At 32.8% G+C, this 18,280-nt stretch carries 12 protein-coding genes; 8 read left to right on the top strand and 4 right to left on the bottom strand.

All coding sequences use genetic code 11. The annotated features are described in order from the left end of the window. The first annotated feature begins 120 nt into the window (after positions 1-120). Genes RN605_RS07200 through RN605_RS07180 form a run of 5 tightly spaced genes read left to right on the top strand, consistent with a single transcriptional unit; the run spans position 121 to position 5,898 of the window. Positions 121-870, top strand: a complete 750-nt coding sequence (locus tag RN605_RS07200) for an enoyl-CoA hydratase/isomerase family protein (protein ID WP_313323639.1) — start codon at positions 121-123, stop codon at positions 868-870. A gap of 12 nt (positions 871-882) precedes the next feature. After that, on the top strand, positions 883-1,479 hold the full coding sequence (locus tag RN605_RS07195; RefSeq protein ID WP_313323637.1) for an acyltransferase: 597 nt from the start codon (positions 883-885) through the stop codon (positions 1,477-1,479). A 1-nt stretch (position 1,480) separates the two neighbouring features. Then, entirely contained in the window at positions 1,481-2,764 is a 1,284-nt protein-coding gene (locus RN605_RS07190; protein WP_313323635.1) for a dihydrolipoamide acetyltransferase family protein, read from the top strand. A 3-nt stretch (positions 2,765-2,767) separates the two neighbouring features. Further along, positions 2,768-3,835 carry a branched-chain amino acid aminotransferase gene (locus tag RN605_RS07185; RefSeq protein ID WP_313323634.1) on the top strand — a complete coding sequence of 356 codons (1,068 nt, stop codon included), beginning with the start codon at positions 2,768-2,770 and terminating at the stop codon, positions 3,833-3,835. Between the two features lie 17 nt (positions 3,836-3,852). Then, entirely contained in the window at positions 3,853-5,898 is a 2,046-nt protein-coding gene (locus tag RN605_RS07180) for an alpha-ketoacid dehydrogenase subunit alpha/beta (RefSeq protein ID WP_313323633.1), read from the top strand. Between the two features lie 33 nt (positions 5,899-5,931). Here RN605_RS07180 and RN605_RS07175 read toward each other — a convergent pair whose 3' ends face one another. From RN605_RS07175 to RN605_RS07160, 4 genes are all read right to left on the bottom strand, one after another. Next, the gene (locus tag RN605_RS07175) at positions 5,932-6,465 is read right to left on the bottom strand and encodes a DUF4136 domain-containing protein (RefSeq protein WP_313323631.1); all 534 of its coding nucleotides are present in this window, start codon (positions 6,463-6,465) and stop codon (positions 5,932-5,934) included. A gap of 68 nt (positions 6,466-6,533) precedes the next feature. Then, a complete protein-coding gene (locus RN605_RS07170; RefSeq protein ID WP_313323630.1) occupies positions 6,534-8,510 on the bottom strand; it encodes a urocanate hydratase in 1,977 nt (658 codons plus the stop codon). Between the two features lie 26 nt (positions 8,511-8,536). Continuing rightward, positions 8,537-8,719, bottom strand: coding sequence for a DUF5522 domain-containing protein (locus tag RN605_RS07165; protein ID WP_313323628.1), 183 nt, complete (start codon positions 8,717-8,719; stop codon positions 8,537-8,539). A gap of 355 nt (positions 8,720-9,074) precedes the next feature. Beyond that, positions 9,075-14,267, bottom strand: a complete 5,193-nt coding sequence (locus RN605_RS07160) for a fibronectin type III domain-containing protein (RefSeq protein ID WP_313323626.1) — start codon at positions 14,265-14,267, stop codon at positions 9,075-9,077. A 230-nt stretch (positions 14,268-14,497) separates the two neighbouring features. Between RN605_RS07160 and RN605_RS07155 the strand changes: the two genes are divergently transcribed. The 3 genes from RN605_RS07155 (at position 14,498) to RN605_RS07145 (ending at position 18,261) form a co-directional block, all read left to right on the top strand. Further along, positions 14,498-16,423, top strand: a complete 1,926-nt coding sequence (locus RN605_RS07155) for a T9SS sorting signal type C domain-containing protein (RefSeq protein WP_313323624.1) — start codon at positions 14,498-14,500, stop codon at positions 16,421-16,423. A gap of 64 nt (positions 16,424-16,487) precedes the next feature. After that, complete coding sequence (locus RN605_RS07150; RefSeq protein WP_394853509.1) at positions 16,488-17,384, top strand: 1-aminocyclopropane-1-carboxylate deaminase/D-cysteine desulfhydrase; 897 nt, start codon at positions 16,488-16,490, stop codon at positions 17,382-17,384. Continuing rightward, positions 17,371-18,261 (top strand): glucosaminidase domain-containing protein, encoded by an 891-nt coding sequence (locus RN605_RS07145; RefSeq protein WP_313323621.1) that lies wholly within the window; start codon positions 17,371-17,373, stop codon positions 18,259-18,261. Before RN605_RS07150 ends, RN605_RS07145 begins: the two co-directional genes overlap by 14 nt. Positions 18,262-18,280 lie beyond the last annotated feature (19 nt).

The following is an 18,280-nucleotide window of genomic DNA, read 5'->3' as shown; positions in this document are numbered from 1 at the left end:
TTTTTATTTTTAAAGAAAAATTAAAAAGAATTTCCACTATTATCAGGGCTAGAATTTAAAGTAAAAAGAAAATCAGCGATAATCAGTAAAATCTGTGTCATCCGCGTTCAAAAAACAACTATGGAAGCATACGTAAAACAAGAAATAAAAAACAAAATCGCAACAATCGAGTTCTTTCATCCAGAACACAACTCATTACCAAGCAATATATTAGCAAAATTAGCTAACACCATCACAGAAGTTGGGAACAACAACGAAGTAAAAGTCATCATCTTAAAAAGTGGAGGAGACAGAACTTTCTGTGCAGGAGCAAGTTTTCAAGAATTAATTTCCATAAACGAAGCAGCAACCGGAAAAGTATTCTTCTCAGGATTTGCCAACGTAATCAATGCGATGCGTAAATGTCCAAAATTCATCATAGGAAGAATTCAGGGAAAAACTGTTGGTGGTGGTGTTGGTATTGCAGCAGCTACTGATTATTGTATGGCAACAAAATTTGCAGCGATAAAATTATCTGAGTTAAATGTAGGCATTGGACCATTTGTCGTAGCACCAGCTATCGAAAGAAAAATTGGCGTTTCAGCCATGTCACAAATAGCTATTGATGCCAATTCCTTTTATGAAGCCGATTGGGCAAGACAAAAAGGATTGTTTACAAAAGTTTTTGATACCATTGAAGAATTAGATGTAGAAGTACAAAAATTTGCCGAACATTTATGTACCTATAATCCAGAAGCGATGCAGGAAATGAAAAAAGTTTTTTGGCGTGGAACAGAAGATTGGGACAACCTTTTAGCCGAACGAGCAGCAATTAGCGGAAGATTAGTGTTGTCTGATTTTACAAAAGAAACGCTGAAGAAGTTTAAATAATTAATCGTTAAAATGATTTACGAATTCAAAGGATTTATTCCGGTCATACACGAAAGTAGTTTCATTCATCCGCAGGCTGCTGTTACGGGTAATGTGATTATTGGAAAAGATGTGTATGTTGGTCCTGGTGCTGCCATTCGTGGTGATTGGGGAGAAATTATTATTGAAGACGGATGCAATGTTCAGGAAAATTGTACCATTCATATGTTTCCAGGAAAGACAATTGTTTTGAAAGCCGGATCACATATTGGTCATGGAGCCATCATTCACGGAGCCAACATTGGTAAAAATTGTTTGGTTGGGATGAATTCGGTTATTATGGATGATGCAAACGTTGGTGACGAATGTATCATTGGAGCTTTAACCTTTGTAAAAGCAGGCATGCAAATCCCAAATAGAAAAATGGTAGTGGGTAATCCGGCAACCATTATAAAAGATGTTTCCGATGAAATGATTGATTGGAAAACCAAAGGGACAGCGTTGTATCAACAATTACCAAAAGAATGTTACGAAACGTTAAAAGCTGTTGAACCGTTAAGAGAAATTCCAAAAAACAGACCGACACAGGAAGCTTTTTACAAAACATTAGAAGAATTTAGAAAAAAATAAAATGCCAATAATAGAATTCAAAATGCCCAAAATGGGTGAAAGTATATCCGAAGCAACGATAATTTCCTGGTTGAAAAACGTAGGCGATTTTGTGGATGCTGAGGAAACAATTTTAGAAGTGGCAACTGATAAAGTCGATAGTGAAGTTGCTTCACCAGTTTCGGGAACGATTTCCGAAATTCGTTTTCAAAAAGACGATATTGTTGCAGTCGGAAGCGTTTTGGCATTAATCAATTCTGATGTTCAGTCAACTTCAGAAAAAAAAGAAGTTATAAGTAATATAAAAACAGAAACTAAAGAAGAAGTTAAGCAATCGAATACAGAATTTAAGCAACTAAAAAGCAATCCAGACGCATTTCTTTCACCTTTGATTATAAGTATTGCTCAAAAAGAAAATCTTTCTTTAGAAGAAGTACAAAGTATTCCAGGTTCTGGAACAGATGGAAGAATTCAAAAAAGTGATGTTTTTAATTATTTAAAAAACAGAAAGTATCCCTTAAAATCAATACCAACAACCAATAACCAACAACCAACAACTTCTTCATATCCAAAACCCAAAATTAATTACGTAGAAGGCAAAGACCGAATTGTTGAAATGGACAGAATGCGCAAAATGATAGCGGATCACATGGTCTATTCTAAGCAAACTTCTCCTCACGTAACTTCATACATTGAAGTAGATGTTACGAATTTGGTAGATTGGAGAAATGCTAACAAAAATAAATTTCAAGAAAAATACAAGGAAAAACTAACTTTTACACCAATATTTGTTCAAGCAGTAGCCAAAGCAATCGAAGATTTTCCATTAATCAATGTTTCGGTGGATGATAAAAAGATTTATGTTCACAAAGACATTAATATCGGAATGGCAACCGCTTTACCAAGTGGAAATTTAATTGTTCCTGTGGTAAAAAATGCTAATGAAAAAGATTTAGTTTCTTTAGCAAAAGACGTAAATCAATTAGCAGAAGCTTCACGAAATAATAAATTAAAACCCGAACAAATTCAAGGAAGTACGTTCACGATTTCAAACGTGGGAACTTTTGGTAGTTTAATGGGAACACCAATCATTAACCAACCGGAAGTAGCTATTTTAGCCTTAGGAATTATCAAAAAAAGACCTGAAGTTATCACAACCGAAAAAGGAGACGAAATTGCCATTAGAAGTATGATGTACCTTTCGCTTTCCTTCGACCACAGAGTTGTAGATGGGTTTTTAGGTGGTTCATTTTTACGAAAAGTAGGCGATTATTTAGAACAATTTGACACAAATACAACTATATAAATTATGAGCGAGATTATGACATCAGAAATAAAAATAACTAAAGTTAAAGAATCAAGAGTAAGCCAAGTTGATTTGGAAAACGTAACAATGGGATTCAATTTTACCGATCATATGTTCATTTGCGATTATGAAAACGGAGAATGGCAGAATCCCAGAATAGAACCTTTAGCTTTAATTCCAACGCATCCGGCAGCCATGGCTTTGCATTACGGGCAGGCTATTTTTGAAGGTATGAAAGCCAGAAAGTCAAAAAACGGAACACCATTATTATTCAGAGCTGATGAAAATGCAAAACGTTTAAATTTTAGCGCAGACCGAATGGGAATGCCATTATTTCCTGAAGATTTATTTATTGAAGCATTAAAACAATTTACCGCGATAGAAAAAGATTGGATTCCATCAAAAGAAGGAAGTGCGTTGTACTTAAGACCATTTATGTATGCTGACGAACCTTTTATTGGTATGCGTGCTGCAACTAAATTTAAATTTATGATTATTGCATCGCCAGCTGGACCATTTTTTAGCAGAAAAATTAAGTTATATGCTGAAAAAAAATATGTTCGTGCTGTAAATGGTGGAACAGGAGAAGCAAAAGCTGCAGGAAATTATGCAGCAGCTATTCGCCCAACAGAATATGCAAAAGCTAAAGGTTATGACCAAGTTTTATGGCTTGATGCACATGATTTTGAATACATTCAAGAAGTTGGAACCATGAATATTTTCTTCAAAATAGGAGGAAAATTCATCACGCCAAGCTTGACTGGTTCAATTTTATCCGGAATAACAAGAATGAGTGTCATTGATTTATTAAGACATAAAGGATTTGAAGTAACTGAAAGACCAATTAAAATATCTGAAATTATTGTAGCTTCACAAAATGGAACTTTAGAAGAAGCATTCGGAACAGGAACTGCAGTAGGAATTGCGATGATTGAAGAAATTGGGAATAATGATTTATCAATCAAATTTCCTTTAGAAAATCCGGTTTCAATAATGGTAAATGATACTTTGAATAAAATTAAAAAACAAGAAATTGAAGATCCATTCGGTTGGGTTATAGAAGCGGAATAGATTTCAAAAAAGAAAGAATGTTAGATAAAAACATATTACAAAAAGCATTTTCAACTATGGCAACCGCAAAAGCCATGAGTGAATTATATGAAGAAAATTTTAAAATAGTTTCAAAATATGTTCACGCAACATCACGTGGACACGAAGCCATTCAGATTGCGGTTGCAATGCAATTATTGCCTCAAGATTATGCGTTTCCGTATTATCGTGATGATGCCATGTTGTTGGGAATTGGAATGCAACCTTACGATTTGATGTTGCAATTAATGGCCAAAAAAGAAGATCCGTTTTCTGGTGGTCGTACTTATTATTGTCATCCCAGTTTGAAGGATGCTGATAAACCAAAAATCCCACATCAATCTTCTGCAACTGGAATGCAAGCTATTCCAGCCACTGGAGCAGCAATGGGTTTTTGGTATAAAGAAAAAACAAATATTTCTGAAGATATTAAAGAAAAACCTTTAGTGGTTTGTTCTTTAGGTGATGCTTCTGTTACTGAAGGAGAAATTGCTGAAGCACTTCAAATGGCAGCTTTAAAACAATTGCCAATTTTGTATTTAGTACAAGATAACGGTTGGGATATTTCAGCTAATGCAGCCGAAACTCGTGCTCAAAATGCGTTTGAATATGCCAAAGGATTCCACGGAATTGAAGCCATTTCTATCGATGGAGCCAACTTTACAGAAAGTTACGAAGCACTTGAAAAAGTAATTGCAACCATTCGTACAGAAAGAAGACCATTTTTAGTACATGCCAAAGTTCCGTTATTGAATCATCATACTTCTGGAGTTCGAATGGAATGGTATCGTGATGATTTAGAAGAAGCAAAATCTTGTGATCCATTTCCAGTACTGAAGAAACAACTTTCAGATGTTGGATTTTCGGAAAATGAAATAAAAGAATTAGAAAAAGAAGCAATTTCAAAAGTAAAAGTAGATTTCGAAAAAGCGCAAAAAGCTGAAGATCCAAAACCTGAAGATTTATTTACGCACGATTTTGCTCCAACATTAATCACAGAAGAAGTTGGAGAGCGAAATCCACAACGTGAAGAAAAAGTGGTAATGGTGGATTGTGCTTTGTTTGCTGTGGAAGAAATCATGCGAAAGCATCCAGAAAGTTTACTTTATGGACAAGATGTTGGTGGAAGATTAGGTGGCGTTTTTAGAGAAGCAGCAACTTTAGCTCAAAAATTTGGAGATGAACGTGTTTTCAATACACCAATCCAAGAAGCATTTATCGTTGGTTCAACCGTTGGAATGTCAGCTGTTGGATTAAAACCAATTGTTGAGGTTCAATTTGCCGATTACATTTGGCCTGGTTTAAACCAATTGTTTACTGAAGTTAGTCGTTCTTGCTATTTATCTAATGGGAAATGGCCAGTAAGCATGATTTTGCGAGTTCCAATTGGAGCTTACGGAAGTGGCGGACCATATCATTCGTCTTCTGTTGAAAGTGTTTTAACGAATATTAAAGGAATAAAAATAGCTTACCCAAGCAATGGTGCCGATTTAAAAGGTTTGTTAAAAGCTGCTTATTATGACCCAAATCCAGTGGTGATTTTAGAACATAAAGGTTTGTATTGGAGTAAAGTGAAAGGAACAGATGCCGCAAGAGTTAACGAACCAAGCGAAGATTATATGTTGCCTTTTGGAAAAGCAAATATAGCTCAAGAGATTTGGGAACAAGAAACCAAAGAAACTATTTCAATTGTAACTTACGGTATGGGAGTTCATTGGGCTTTGAATGCTTCGGCAGATTTTAAAAACCAAGTTGAAATTATTGATTTACGTACTTTATATCCTTTGGATGAAGAAGCAGTTTTGAAATCAGTAAGAAAAACTAAAAAATGTTTAGTGGTAACTGAAGAACCAACTAATAATTCTTTCGCAAGAAGTTTAGCAGGTCTAATTCAAGAAAAATGTTTCAAGAATTTAGATGCTCCAGTTATGGTAATTGGTTCTGAAAATATGCCTGCAATTCCTTTAAATAGTACTTTAGAATTCACCATGATTCCAAATGTAGATAAAGTAAAAGTTAAGATTGAAGAGTTGTTAAACTATTAAATAAAAAAACCTCCAAATTGGAGGTTTTTTTATTTATTTCTTTTGTGGCGGATATTGAGCCAGAATTTTTGTGACAAACTCTTTTACATTTTCTTCTTTCTTTTCAGTGTTTTTGGTTAAAACACCTTCACCTTCGCCTTGCCAAATCAATTCTCTCTTCTTAGCATCAATTATATCAATGGTCAAAATACCTTCACTATATCTTGATATGGTTGTGTTTCCACCCCACATCCACGGATTCCAACCCCAACCCCAGCCATAACCCCAGCCAGCATTAAATTGGTTTACATTGACTTGTTCTCTTTCCTTTGTGAAGAAATTAATTAACAAATCAGGGTTTTCAGATTTTGTAAATCCTTTACTTGCCATAACTTCATCGATAGAACGTAGAATTCTTTTTTTATCTAAATCTGATATTTCTACTTTATCAATGCCACTTTTATGGTAAGCATAAGTTTTGTAACCATCAAAGGATACATTTTTATCATAGTCTTGATTTACTTTAATTGAACTACAAGATGTAATAATAAAAAGTAAAAGTAGCGGAAGGAATTTGATGTTTTTCATAGCTATTTATTTAAATTATAATTTTAAATTTTAAAATTGAGAATAATCAAAACAACAAAACTTTAAAATTATAATAGTGATTCGTCTACTATATTTGGGATGGTAACTTTTAATAAAGGTTGCGTCTCCATCGCTCTTTTAATTGCAAAAATAGCACCTTCATTTCTGGCCCAACTTCTTCTCGAAATTCCATTATTTACATCCCAGAAAAGCATTGATTCTAAACGTTTTGAAGCTTCTTTAGTTCCGTCAAGAACCATGCCAAAACCACCATTAATTACTTCACCCCAGCCAACTCCGCCTCCATTGTGGATAGAAACCCAAGTTGCACCGCGAAAACTGTCGCCAATGACATTTTGGATTGCCATATCGGCAGTAAAACGTGAACCATCATAGATATTTGAAGTTTCTCTATATGGAGAATCTGTTCCAGAAACGTCATGATGATCACGACCTAAAATCACATATCCTATTTCACATTTTGCAATTGCTTGGTTAAAAGCTTTTGCGATTTTAATTCTTCCTTCTGCATCTGCATAAAGTATTCTGGCCTGCGAACCGACAACTAATTTGTTTTCTTGTGCGCCTTTTATCCATTGAATATTATCTGCCATTTGTTGCTGGATTTCTTCTGGAGAATTTTGCATCATTTCTTCCAAAACATAGCAAGCAATTTCGTCAGTTTTAGCTAAATCTTCAGGATTTCCTGAAGCGCAAACCCAACGGAATGGACCGAAACCGTAATCAAAACACATTGGCCCCATGATATCTTGTACGTAGCTTGGATATTTAAAATCGATATGATTCTCAGCCATAATATCTGCTCCAGCTCGAGATGCCTCTAATAAAAAGGCATTACCATAATCAAAGAAATAAGTTCCTTTAGCAGTATGTTTATTAATTGCTGCAGCATGTCGACGCAACGTTTTTTGAACTTCTTCCTTGAATTTTTCTGGATTGTTAGCCATCATTTCATTAGCTTCTTCAAATGAAATTCCAACTGGATAATAACCGCCAGCCCAAGGATTGTGTAGTGAAGTTTGATCTGAACCTAAGTCTATATGTAAATTTTCTTTATCAAAACGTTCCCATACATCAACCACATTTCCTAAATAAGCTATCGATACAACTTCCTTGTTCTCTAAAGCTTTTTTAACTCTAGGAACTAATTCGTCAATGTTTTCAATAATCTCATTAATCCAACCTTGAGAATGACGAATATGGGTAATTTTTGGATTTACTTCAGCACAAACAGTTACACAACCCGCAATGTTTCCTGCTTTTGGTTGTGCGCCAGACATTCCACCAAGACCAGAAGTGACAAATAATCCACCTTTTGGAGATTTTTTTATTTTTCTGAATCCATTTAAAACCGTGATTGTAGTTCCATGGACAATTCCTTGAGGACCAATATACATATAACTTCCAGCTGTCATTTGTCCGTATTGCGAAACGCCTAGAGCGTTCATTTTCTCCCAATCATCCGGTTTTGAATAATTTGGAATTACCATTCCGTTAGTAACTACAACTCTTGGTGCTTCTTTATGACTTGGAAACAAACCCATCGGATGACCAGAATACATTGCTAATGTTTGTTCATCAGTCATTTCAGCAAGATATTGCATGGCTAATAAGTATTGTGCCCAGTTTTGAAAAACAGCACCATTTCCGCCATATGTAATCAATTCATGAGGATGTTGAGCAACCGCATAATCTAAGTTATTTTGAATCATTAGCATGATTGCCTTAGCTTGTTCACTTTTTCCGGGATATTCGGAAATTGGTCTTGCATACATTTTATAATCAGGACGCAAACGGTACATATAAATTCTACCGTAAGTTTCAAGTTCCGCTTTAAATTCAGTGATTAATTCTGCGTGATGTTTTGGTTCAAAATAGCGTAAAGCATTTTGCAGTGCTAATTTTTTTTCGTCATCAGAAAGTATCTCTTTTCTTTTTGGTGCGTGGTTTATTTCCTTTTCATAAGGTTTTGGTTGAGGTAAAATAGACGGAATTCCTTGAAGAATTTGCTCTTTAAATGTCATTTTAGTGTTTGTTATAGTTAGTTGTTTTATTTTTTTGGTTTTATGGTTCCGGTTTTTTTATCAAATCCGTAAGGACAATGTCTGCAACCACTTTTGCAACAATATCCACGTTTTAAATGATATTTTTCAGTAAAACAGCGATAACCTTCAGGAGTTAAATAATAATCTTCGCCTTCGATTAATTTATTTTCTGTATTTTGGTCATTCATAGGTGCAAATTTAAAGACTTTATAAATAATGTTGATTATTGTTTCGAAATATTTAATACCTAAAGGATATAGTGGAATTTCTTTGTTTCCATTTATTATTTTGAAAGATTTAAAATCTAAACAAAATTTAATTGTTGTTAATCATGAAAAAATTCACATTAGACAGCAATTGGAGTTGTTAATCATTCCTTTTTTTATTTGGTATTTTTTAGAGTTTATAGTTCTTTTTTTTACATTAAAGAATTGGAATCAAGCTTATAGAAACATATCTTTTGAGAAAGAAGCTTATCAAAATGAAAAAGACCTTAACTATTTAAAGCAAAGGTCTTTTTGGAATTTTTTAAACTACTTTTAGTTAATACAAAACTTTTCTAATTATTATTTCTCCAGTATTCAACTTTATTTTTAGCAATAGGGTTGTGTTGTTTTTTCTTAGATTGTTTAAAGTGAAATAATTGTTATTAATATTGTTGTATGTGTTTATTTTTTGCCCTAAAACATTAAATACAATTATAGAATCCATTTGAAGATTACTCGAGCTAACTGCAACTTCATCATTAGTAATAACTTTAATATTGTTGTTTATTGATAAATCATTTATTCCAAGAGAATTTTGTTGATACACAATTTTGAACCTATCATTAATAATTCCTGACTGTGATGTAAACTGATAAGGAGATGTTTTAATGTCATGAGTAATATTCAACAAAATGTCTTTTAGATATATATTTTGATAATTAAACAATCCATCAACAGCTCCAATAGCTATTGAATAATTTCCCGATGAAGGAATATTAACTCCTATAGGAACTTCATCATTTATGTCAAAGGGTAAACTTCTGCCTTGAATTGAGTATTTTGTGTTGTCAATAAGTGAATAAATTAATGTTCCTCCTGTATTCTGAGTTACACAATCATAAAAACTATCTCTGTTCATTGTTGCACCTTCGATATAACCAAAAAGTGTTCTGTCTGATTGTCCATTAGAGTTAATTATATCTAACCAAATTCTATTTCTTTCTAAGGAATTAATGTCAAAATTATTGTTAGGTTCATTCAACGTTCTATAGAAAGTACTGTTGCTGTAAGTTGAACTTCTTAAATCATTGTTGAATGAAATAAAATCTGTTGCTGCTGGACCATCAATCATTTGAACAAAAAAACCTTGTCCAGAGCCAATAAATAGATCAGATGCTGCAAGAGGACAACAACTAGTACCAGTAAAATTATATGTCAAATAATCACCGGGACTATAATTGTAAGCAAAAGAATCATAAAAAGGACTTGCAATATTTGCAGGTAGAGTACCATGAGTCCATAATTTAATATTACCTTCAATTTTGGTATTATTGTTAAATAAAAATTGACTTCCTCTTATTGCAGATGGATATGGATTACCTACTAGATTCCAATTGTCACTATAATTGGATATCTCTGAGCCATTATTACCAACATGAAATGATGTATTTGTATCGTTTCCTCTTTGTATTTGGAGTGTAATATTTCCATTATTTGGAACACCAGTAAAACTGCCATTAAAATTTGATGCAGTTGATGAACTAAAACTTGATGGTCCACTTGCAATATATCCTTTACCTGGAATCATAATATTACCTGATGCATTCTCCCAATTTCCTTGTCCTCCATTAGGATTTGCTACAATAGTATTCCATTTGTAAATTCCCCAAAATGATAGTGGAGAAGCAATATTGTTAATATTAAAGTTTGAAACAGGAGAGGACCAGTAAACATAATCTAGACTTCTAATAAATGCATTTCTTTTGTAAACTATATTACCAATGTTAGTTGTATTATTTATTTGCACTAAACTAGCATTGTTATTAATTAAAAACCCTCCAGTAGGTTGAATGTTAACCCAGTCTGTAACTGTTATGCTATTGTTAGAATTAATAGTTAAAAGAGCGTTATTTAAAACGGTTAAAGTTCCAGCAAGACCATTATAACTTGATCCTGAAACAATTGGCTTATTGGTAGTGTTTGGAATTGTTACGCAATCTGTCCCATTTGGTATCCCAATTGGAGTCCAATTATTATTTTTATCCCAATCCGTATCAATACTACCATTCCAAACTTTTGAGCCATTAACATTAACAGTAGTGTCATCAACTATTTTAAGATTTGTTCCATTACATAAAGTATAAGTTACTTCAGCCGTATAAGTTGTTGTAAATGTAGGGCAAACATTTATAGTGTTTGTTGTTCCAAGAAGAGGTCCAGTAGTTCCTAATCCTTCAAACCATTTTATTGATGTCAAGGAAGATCCAGAAGGTGTAAATCTCCAAGCTTCATTAATGGTTGACCAATTTGTGTCCAATCCGTTTCTACCCGGAGCAACTACAGCTGAAGTTCCAGCGGCATTTTGAACTCCAACAATTGCATTGCCCCAGTTCCATGAATCATTGTAATAAGATGAATATGAATCTACTAGTTTTTCTTTAATGTATACTTCTATAATGTTTGTGTTTTCGTATAAAACCATCATGCCTGTATATTTTATTGTATTATCCCTATACATTGGTACATCTTTCCAAGATGCTATCAATGCTCTACATCCAGTATTTAAAGTTATTAGTTCCCATCCAACTTCACCACCTTTACTAGGATCAATATCATGATATACACCGTAAATTGTATTTCCAAATAATGCGCCAACTGTACTTGGTAGATTGTTGTTAAACTCATATCCAGATGATGTGGTAGCATAAGAAGTATTGAATGAAAGCATTCCATTTGAGCCGATAACGCATGAATTATAACTATTTCCATAAAAACAAAAATTAAATGGAAGATTTACAATTGATGACCACCTGTCATCAATATTAACACTAACTTGATTGGTTAAACATCCAAATTGATAAGGTGGAGAATAAGGTATTGAAGAAACTGTATAATTAGTTGTTTGATTTAATTGCAAATAAGTAGCTTCTAGATTTACGCAATTCCCACTATTACAATTAATCGGAGAAGAATCTGCTCCATTTAATCCCAATCCGCCTGTTACTATATACGGACATCCAAGTGTTGTTACACCTGTTCCTGTTCCAGGATTACATGGACAATTTAAACTAAAGTTAACGGTTCCGCCATTAGTGTTTTCTGGGTCTAATAAAAAATAATATTGAATACCTGCTGTCAAATTAAAGGTCGCACTTGTAGCTGCCCCTGAAGTATCAAATATACAAGTCCATCCTGTTCCACTACAACCGCCGCTTGCAATTTTATAAAAATAATCTATGTAAGTATATGCATTTGATTGTGAAATTGTATAATTACCACTTACGGTTGGGGTAAAGCTGAATATTACTTCTCTTCCTGGAGTTGACCATCCGCACGAACCTGGCGAATATATACCATTGCCAGGAGATATAGTTACTGAGTTAGTTCCACAAGCAATTGGAGTTATGTTTGAACATGGAGGGATTGGTGTTGTTAAACAGGCTGTAAATGTCCCTTGTCCAGAACCATTTGAATAACTGTAAACCCTCATATAGTAAGTGTTTCCAATTGTTAATCCTGTTAGTGATGCAATTTCTGCCGAGCTGCCAGAGGTTGAATCTAAACATCCAAAACTTGTTAAAGAACCACAATTTCCACTAAAAAATTGTAACACTGCATCATTTAAGGTCCCTGGTATTACAGTCATAATGTGTGATGTTGATATGGCGACAAATTTGAACCATACATCATCATCTGCTGTTCCCGCACATCCTGATTGGGACTGAGTTGCGCCAACTGTGGTTGAAGACACACTTGTTGTACATGCCTCACCTGAATTTGCTGTTATTGTAGTAACTCCAGTGCATTCATCATTAGCAATAGGTGTTGTACAAGTTCTTGATATTGTAAATGTGCCAGTTGTTGAACTACCTGAAAGATAATGAGCAACATATACATAATAAGTTGTTCCTAAAGTTGCAACAAAACTGTAGCTTTCATTGCCGTTACTAAAACCAACATCTTGACAAGTAATGTTTGTTAAACTACCACAGCTTCCTCTTGCAATCGCCATTTCTTGATCGAAACCACCAGTTCCTGTTGTGGTTATAGTGTTTAAATTCCCATCTCCAATAAAGGTATACCATTTTCCAAAGTCGCTTAAGAAACACCCACTTCCATTTGAATAGTTGGTTGACCCTACTGTTGTTCCTGCTAAATTTATTGTACCACAAGCTAAATTTGTTGCATTAGAACATGGAGTAGCTGGAGCTAATGTTATTATATTTCCATTAACATAAGAACTATTACATCCATTACTAGCTAATATTCTATAATAATAAGTTGTACTTGCTGATAAACTTGTTATGTTTATTGTATTTGCTGATACTGAAAACGGAGAACCCGAAATATTTGTTGTGTAGCCAGAATCAGTTGTTATTTGAATAATATACGTTAGAGCTGAAGCTGAACCGCCATTAGGGTTAGACCAACTTAAATTAAAACTATTTGATGTTATACCAGTTGCTAATAAGGAATTTGGTGTGCCTGGGCAAGTAATTCCACTACCAATCAATGGACCAGATGCATTGTAAATTGGTCCACCTGAACATCCACTATTGTTAGTGTAAGCGTATATGTAGTAAAAGTATTGAGTATTTTCAATTAATAGATTGCTAGGTATTGATGTTGATGAACTGGTTTGAATAAATGTCAACCCACTTCCGAGTGAACTTATGTTAGTACTCGAATATAAAACACCATCAACAGGTTGAGTTGGAGGAATGTTTGAATTTGATTGAATAACTAGATATCCATTTGCACTTCCTGAAAATGAAGCAGGAAAAGAAGTAGATGTTTTAGTTCCAGAGAGAAAACTTGTAGCTTGATTTGGAGCTAAACATATTGGTTTTTTCGAAATTAATGAAACATCATCAATGCCAGCTGGAGGATTTGTAGTTCCTGAAACGGCATCATTTACCCACTCAAATACAAGTCTAAAGGTTGTTCCAGCATAAGCGGCAGGTATTGAAGTAGAATAATTTGTCCATGAATTTTGATTACTAAAATTCCCTCCAATTTGAATATTACCAGTTGGCGCACTTCCTGAAGCAATAATAGCTGCAGCATTGTAATTTAAATTTGTTGATGTAGGAACTAGCCATACGGTCATTTTATCATTTGAACCATCGCCCAAACATATCCAACGAAAGCTTAAAGTTATATCTGTTTCAGATGGATCGGCAATAGTAATATCTTTATATAAAGTTGTTCTAGCAACCGTTGTTAGGTTGTAGGTATGTGTTTGAGTTGTATTCCATGTGTTTGACAAATAGGCACATCTTGTTCCACTAAAACCTGAAGTAGCATTTGTGCCACAAACCCAATTAGTTCTTGTTGTTGTAGGACTTGTGTTTGTGTTCCAACCATTAGATGCAAAATTAGTTCCTGTTTCAAAGCCACCATCACCAGCAGCTGAAATTAATATTGTTTGAGAGTTGCATATAGTGCTTAAAAAAAGGAATAAACACATTGTAAAAATTACTTTTTTGTGTGAAGCTTCTATAACTTGATTGATATTTCTTATTTTCATTAAACTATTAAAAACTGTTAAATTTATGCTAATATTTTGCAAATCTAATATTTGTTTTTAATCAAATGTTAAAATTTTCAAGATTCATTTTTTTTTTCAACAATAGTTTAGAAAATTACTAATAAAACATGGGTTTTTTTAAAATAAAAAAATCTATATTTGTAAATAAAATTTAGCTTTTAACAAATAAAGTAAATAAATTCTTTCTTATTTTTTAAATATATATTGGTATGAAAAGATTTTTTAATATAAATATTGTTTTATTTTTAGTATTATTCTTGATTGGAATTAATAAAAGTAACGGACAAATATTTGTTAGTAACAATAGCTATGTTTTTAACAAGTCATCATTAGTCTACTCAAGAGGAAATTTAGAACTTAATGGAGCAAATAGTAATTTCTATTTAAGAAACGAAGGGCAATTTTTACAAGGAATAACTGGAGTTTCAACTAATGTTGGTTTAGGTAATTTATCAGTTTTTCAAGAAGGAACGTCTAATAATTATGGTTATAATTATTGGTGTTCACCAATTGGTAATGCATCAACATCTTCAGGAAATGAAAGCTTTGGAATTAGTATGTTGAAATTACCTGCCAATTCAACTGCTTTTATCAATCCAATTATTTCAGCTACAACTTATGATGGACTTTCTGGAACAGAATCTTTAACAATAGCTTCCTACTGGATTTATAAATTTTTAGCTTCTGATAATTATTCTCAATGGATTTCAGTTGGTTCTGCTTCAATAATACAACCAGGTGAAGGATTTACAATGAAAGGTACCACTGGATCTGATACAACCAACCCAGGTGAAATACAAGTTAATAATCCAGGAAATGCTCAGCGCTATGATTTTAGAGGTAAGCCAAATGATGGTAATATAAATATTTCTGTCGCTGCACCAACAATTGGAACACAATATCCTAATAGTACTTTAACAGGAAACCCTTATCCTTCTGCTATAAATTTGAATTATTTTTTGCTTGAAAATAGTGGTTATAATGTAAATTACACTACTGGTGCTGTGACAACAGGTGGTCCAGTTAATGTAATTAATGGGAATGCTTATTTTTGGGAACACATCAAACCTGCAACTTCTCATTTTTTATCATCTTATGTAGGTGGTTATGGTATCTATGTTCCAAATAATGTAAATGCAAATAGTCCTGGGACTTACACACCAGCGACTTGGAATACTTTCAATATCGATGGGTCATTGAATGTAACTGGTGGTAGTACAGGTTCTAATTACAAAAGAATGTTTTCTCCAATTGGACAAGGTTTTATGGTTCAAGGTACTGCCAATGGTACTGCTCAAATGAAAAATGTATATCGAACTTTTGTAAAAGAAGGTGTTGCGTCAAATTCTCAATTTGAAAGAAATTCAAGTACTAATGAAACAAATAATTGGGACGAAATTCCAAATGTTGCAGGAGTTGATTATACACAGTTTTCTAAAGATGAAGTTCCGCAAATAAAAATTCACACAATATTAAATAATCAATATACAAGAGAAGCTATATTGGCATTTAATCCGTTTACTACTGATGGTTATGATAATGCAATGGATGCAGCTACACCAGATGATAACTTGCCTAATGATGTTTATTTTTCTCTAGCTAACAGTGATAAACCTTTTGTGATTTCTACAATTCCATTTGATATTAATAAAAGAATTCCTTTCACGATTAAATCAAATCAACAATCAACATTTAAAATTGGAGTAGCAGATATTATTAACTTTACTGATGCTGATAATGTTTATTTATATGATGGTTTAACGGGTGTTTATCATGATATTAAAAACGGTTTTTATGAAGTAACGTTACCACAAGGTATACATGCTAATCGATATGAAGTTACTTTTTTGAACACAGATGCACTTGATGTTAATAATCCAATTAAAGAATCTTTATTTGTTTTTCAAGATAATACAAATAGTTTGTTGACTATTTCAAACCCTAATTTATTGGAAATTAAAAATATTCAATTGTTTGACATTTCTGGGAAACAAATTTTTGATAAACAAAAGTTGGAAGCTAATTCAAACTATGAATTTTCAACGGCTAGTTTAAGCGAAGGTGTTTATTTGGTGAAAATTAACACTATGGAAAATCAAGTTAAAACTCAAAAAATAATTGTTTCCAATAAATAATTTTTAGTTAATCAACAGATTAAAAACTTCTTTTTACTTTTGAAAAAATATTTTTTTGAAAAGTATTAATCAGCTAATTGATTTAAATGATTCTTCAATCTCTCTTTTTATAAAAAGGGAAGACTTACTGCATCCTTATATTTCAGGAAATAAATTCAGAAAGCTAAAATTCAATATTCTGGAAGCTAAAAGAAACAACAAAGACACATTATTGACTTTTGGTGGAGCTTTTTCCAATCATATTTTAGCAGTTGCAGCCGCTGGAAAAGAAAATAATTTCAAGACTATAGGCGTTATTCGTGGAGATGAATTGGCTTCAAAAATAAATCAAAATCCAACTTTGAAAAAGGCTCAAGAATTCGGAATGATTTTTGAGTTTGTTTCAAGAGAAATCTATCGCAATAAAGAAAATGATAGCTTCCATTTTGATTTAAAAAATAAATATGGAGATTTCTATTTAATCCCAGAAGGAGGAACAAATGAATTTGCAGTTAGAGGTTGCGAGGAAATTTTAACTAGTGATGATGATAGTTTTGATTTTATTTGTTGTTCAGTTGGAACTGGTGGGACCATTTCAGGAATTATAAATTGTTCAAAACCCTGTCAAAAAGTTTTAGGTTTTCCTGCTTTAAAAGGCGATTTTTTGCAAGAAGATATTCGTAAATTTGCAAATGGGAATAATTGGGAAATTATTTCAGATTATCATTTTGGAGGGTATGCAAAAGTGAATAATGAATTGGTTGACTTCATAAATGATTTTAATGAAAAGTATAAGGTTCCATTGGATCCAATATATACTGGGAAAATGGTGTATGGAGTTTTGGATTTGATTAAGAATGATTTTTTTCCAAAAAATTCAAAAATTCTATTAATTCATACTGGTGGATTGCAGGGAATAAAAGGAATGAATTTAATTTTAAAAAATAAAAAGTTAACCCAAATCAATTATGAAGTACAATAAAGCATTATTAATTTTTTTAGCAGTTTTTTTGGTTTCATGTTCGTCATCAAAGCCTATTGTTCGAACAACTAAGTCAAATCCTGTTTCAAAAAGACCAGTCGCTACAAATACTTCGAAAACTAAAACAGTAGCAACTAGAGTTAATTCAGCAAATTCTACAAACAATTCAAAAGAGCAAAATACAAGTAACGATAATACTTCTACAGTAGTTTTAGAAGCAACTACTAGTGTAAAAGTTACAACAAAATTGGTTTTGGAATATATTGAATCTTATAAGGAGATTGCTAAAGACAATATGGTGAAAAATGGAATTCCTGCAAGTATAACTTTAGGACAAGCTATTCTAGAATCAGGTGCAGGAACTGGACCATTAAGTGCTCAAGCAAACAATCATTTTGGAATAAAATGTCACAAAGAATGGAATGGTCCAAGTATTAGGTATACCGATGATGAAGAGAACGAATGTTTTAGAAAATATAATGATCCAAGTGAATCATTTAGAGACCATTCTTATTTTTTAACAAGTAGACCGCGTTATTCAGATTTATTCAAATTGAATAAAGATGATTATAAAAGTTGGGCAAAAGGTTTAAAGGCGGCAGGTTATGCAACTGACCCAAAGTATCCAGATAAATTAATTAGTTTGATAGAACGCTATGAATTGCAAAGATTTGATGCAGAAGTTTTAGGGAAAAATTATGTTTCAAATAATAATACACAAGTAGCTTTTCAAGATTCATCAAAATATACTGTTGTAAAAGGAGATACCTTATACTCAATTTCAAAAAGATTCAATATTACAATTGAAGATTTAAAAAAGAAAAATAAGTTAACAGATAATAACTTGTCTTTAGGACAAACATTACAGGTTAATTAAAAAATCCAAAATACAATTT

This window comes from Flavobacterium sp. PMTSA4, assembly GCF_032098525.1.
Classification (GTDB): Bacteria; Bacteroidota; Bacteroidia; order Flavobacteriales; family Flavobacteriaceae; genus Flavobacterium; species Flavobacterium capsici.
Note: the sequence above shows the minus strand (reverse complement) of the source record. Positions and strands in the feature narration are given on the sequence as shown.

Bases quoted from the DNA above. Each gene is read 5' to 3' on its own strand.
- RN605_RS07200 (WP_313323639.1), top strand. From the start codon at position 121: ATGGAAGCATACGTAAAACAAGAAATAAAAAACAAAATCGCAACAATC.
- RN605_RS07195 (WP_313323637.1), top strand. From the start codon at position 883: ATGATTTACGAATTCAAAGGATTTATTCCGGTCATACACGAAAGTAGT.
- RN605_RS07190 (WP_313323635.1), top strand. From the start codon at position 1,481: ATGCCAATAATAGAATTCAAAATGCCCAAAATGGGTGAAAGTATATCC.
- RN605_RS07185 (WP_313323634.1), top strand. From the start codon at position 2,768: ATGAGCGAGATTATGACATCAGAAATAAAAATAACTAAAGTTAAAGAA.
- RN605_RS07180 (WP_313323633.1), top strand. From the start codon at position 3,853: ATGTTAGATAAAAACATATTACAAAAAGCATTTTCAACTATGGCAACC.
- RN605_RS07175 (WP_313323631.1), bottom strand. From the start codon at position 6,465: ATGAAAAACATCAAATTCCTTCCGCTACTTTTACTTTTTATTATTACA.
- RN605_RS07170 (WP_313323630.1), bottom strand. From the start codon at position 8,510: ATGACATTTAAAGAGCAAATTCTTCAAGGAATTCCGTCTATTTTACCT.
- RN605_RS07165 (WP_313323628.1), bottom strand. From the start codon at position 8,719: ATGAATGACCAAAATACAGAAAATAAATTAATCGAAGGCGAAGATTAT.
- RN605_RS07160 (WP_313323626.1), bottom strand. From the start codon at position 14,267: ATGAAAATAAGAAATATCAATCAAGTTATAGAAGCTTCACACAAAAAA.
- RN605_RS07155 (WP_313323624.1), top strand. From the start codon at position 14,498: ATGAAAAGATTTTTTAATATAAATATTGTTTTATTTTTAGTATTATTC.
- RN605_RS07145 (WP_313323621.1), top strand. From the start codon at position 17,371: ATGAAGTACAATAAAGCATTATTAATTTTTTTAGCAGTTTTTTTGGTT.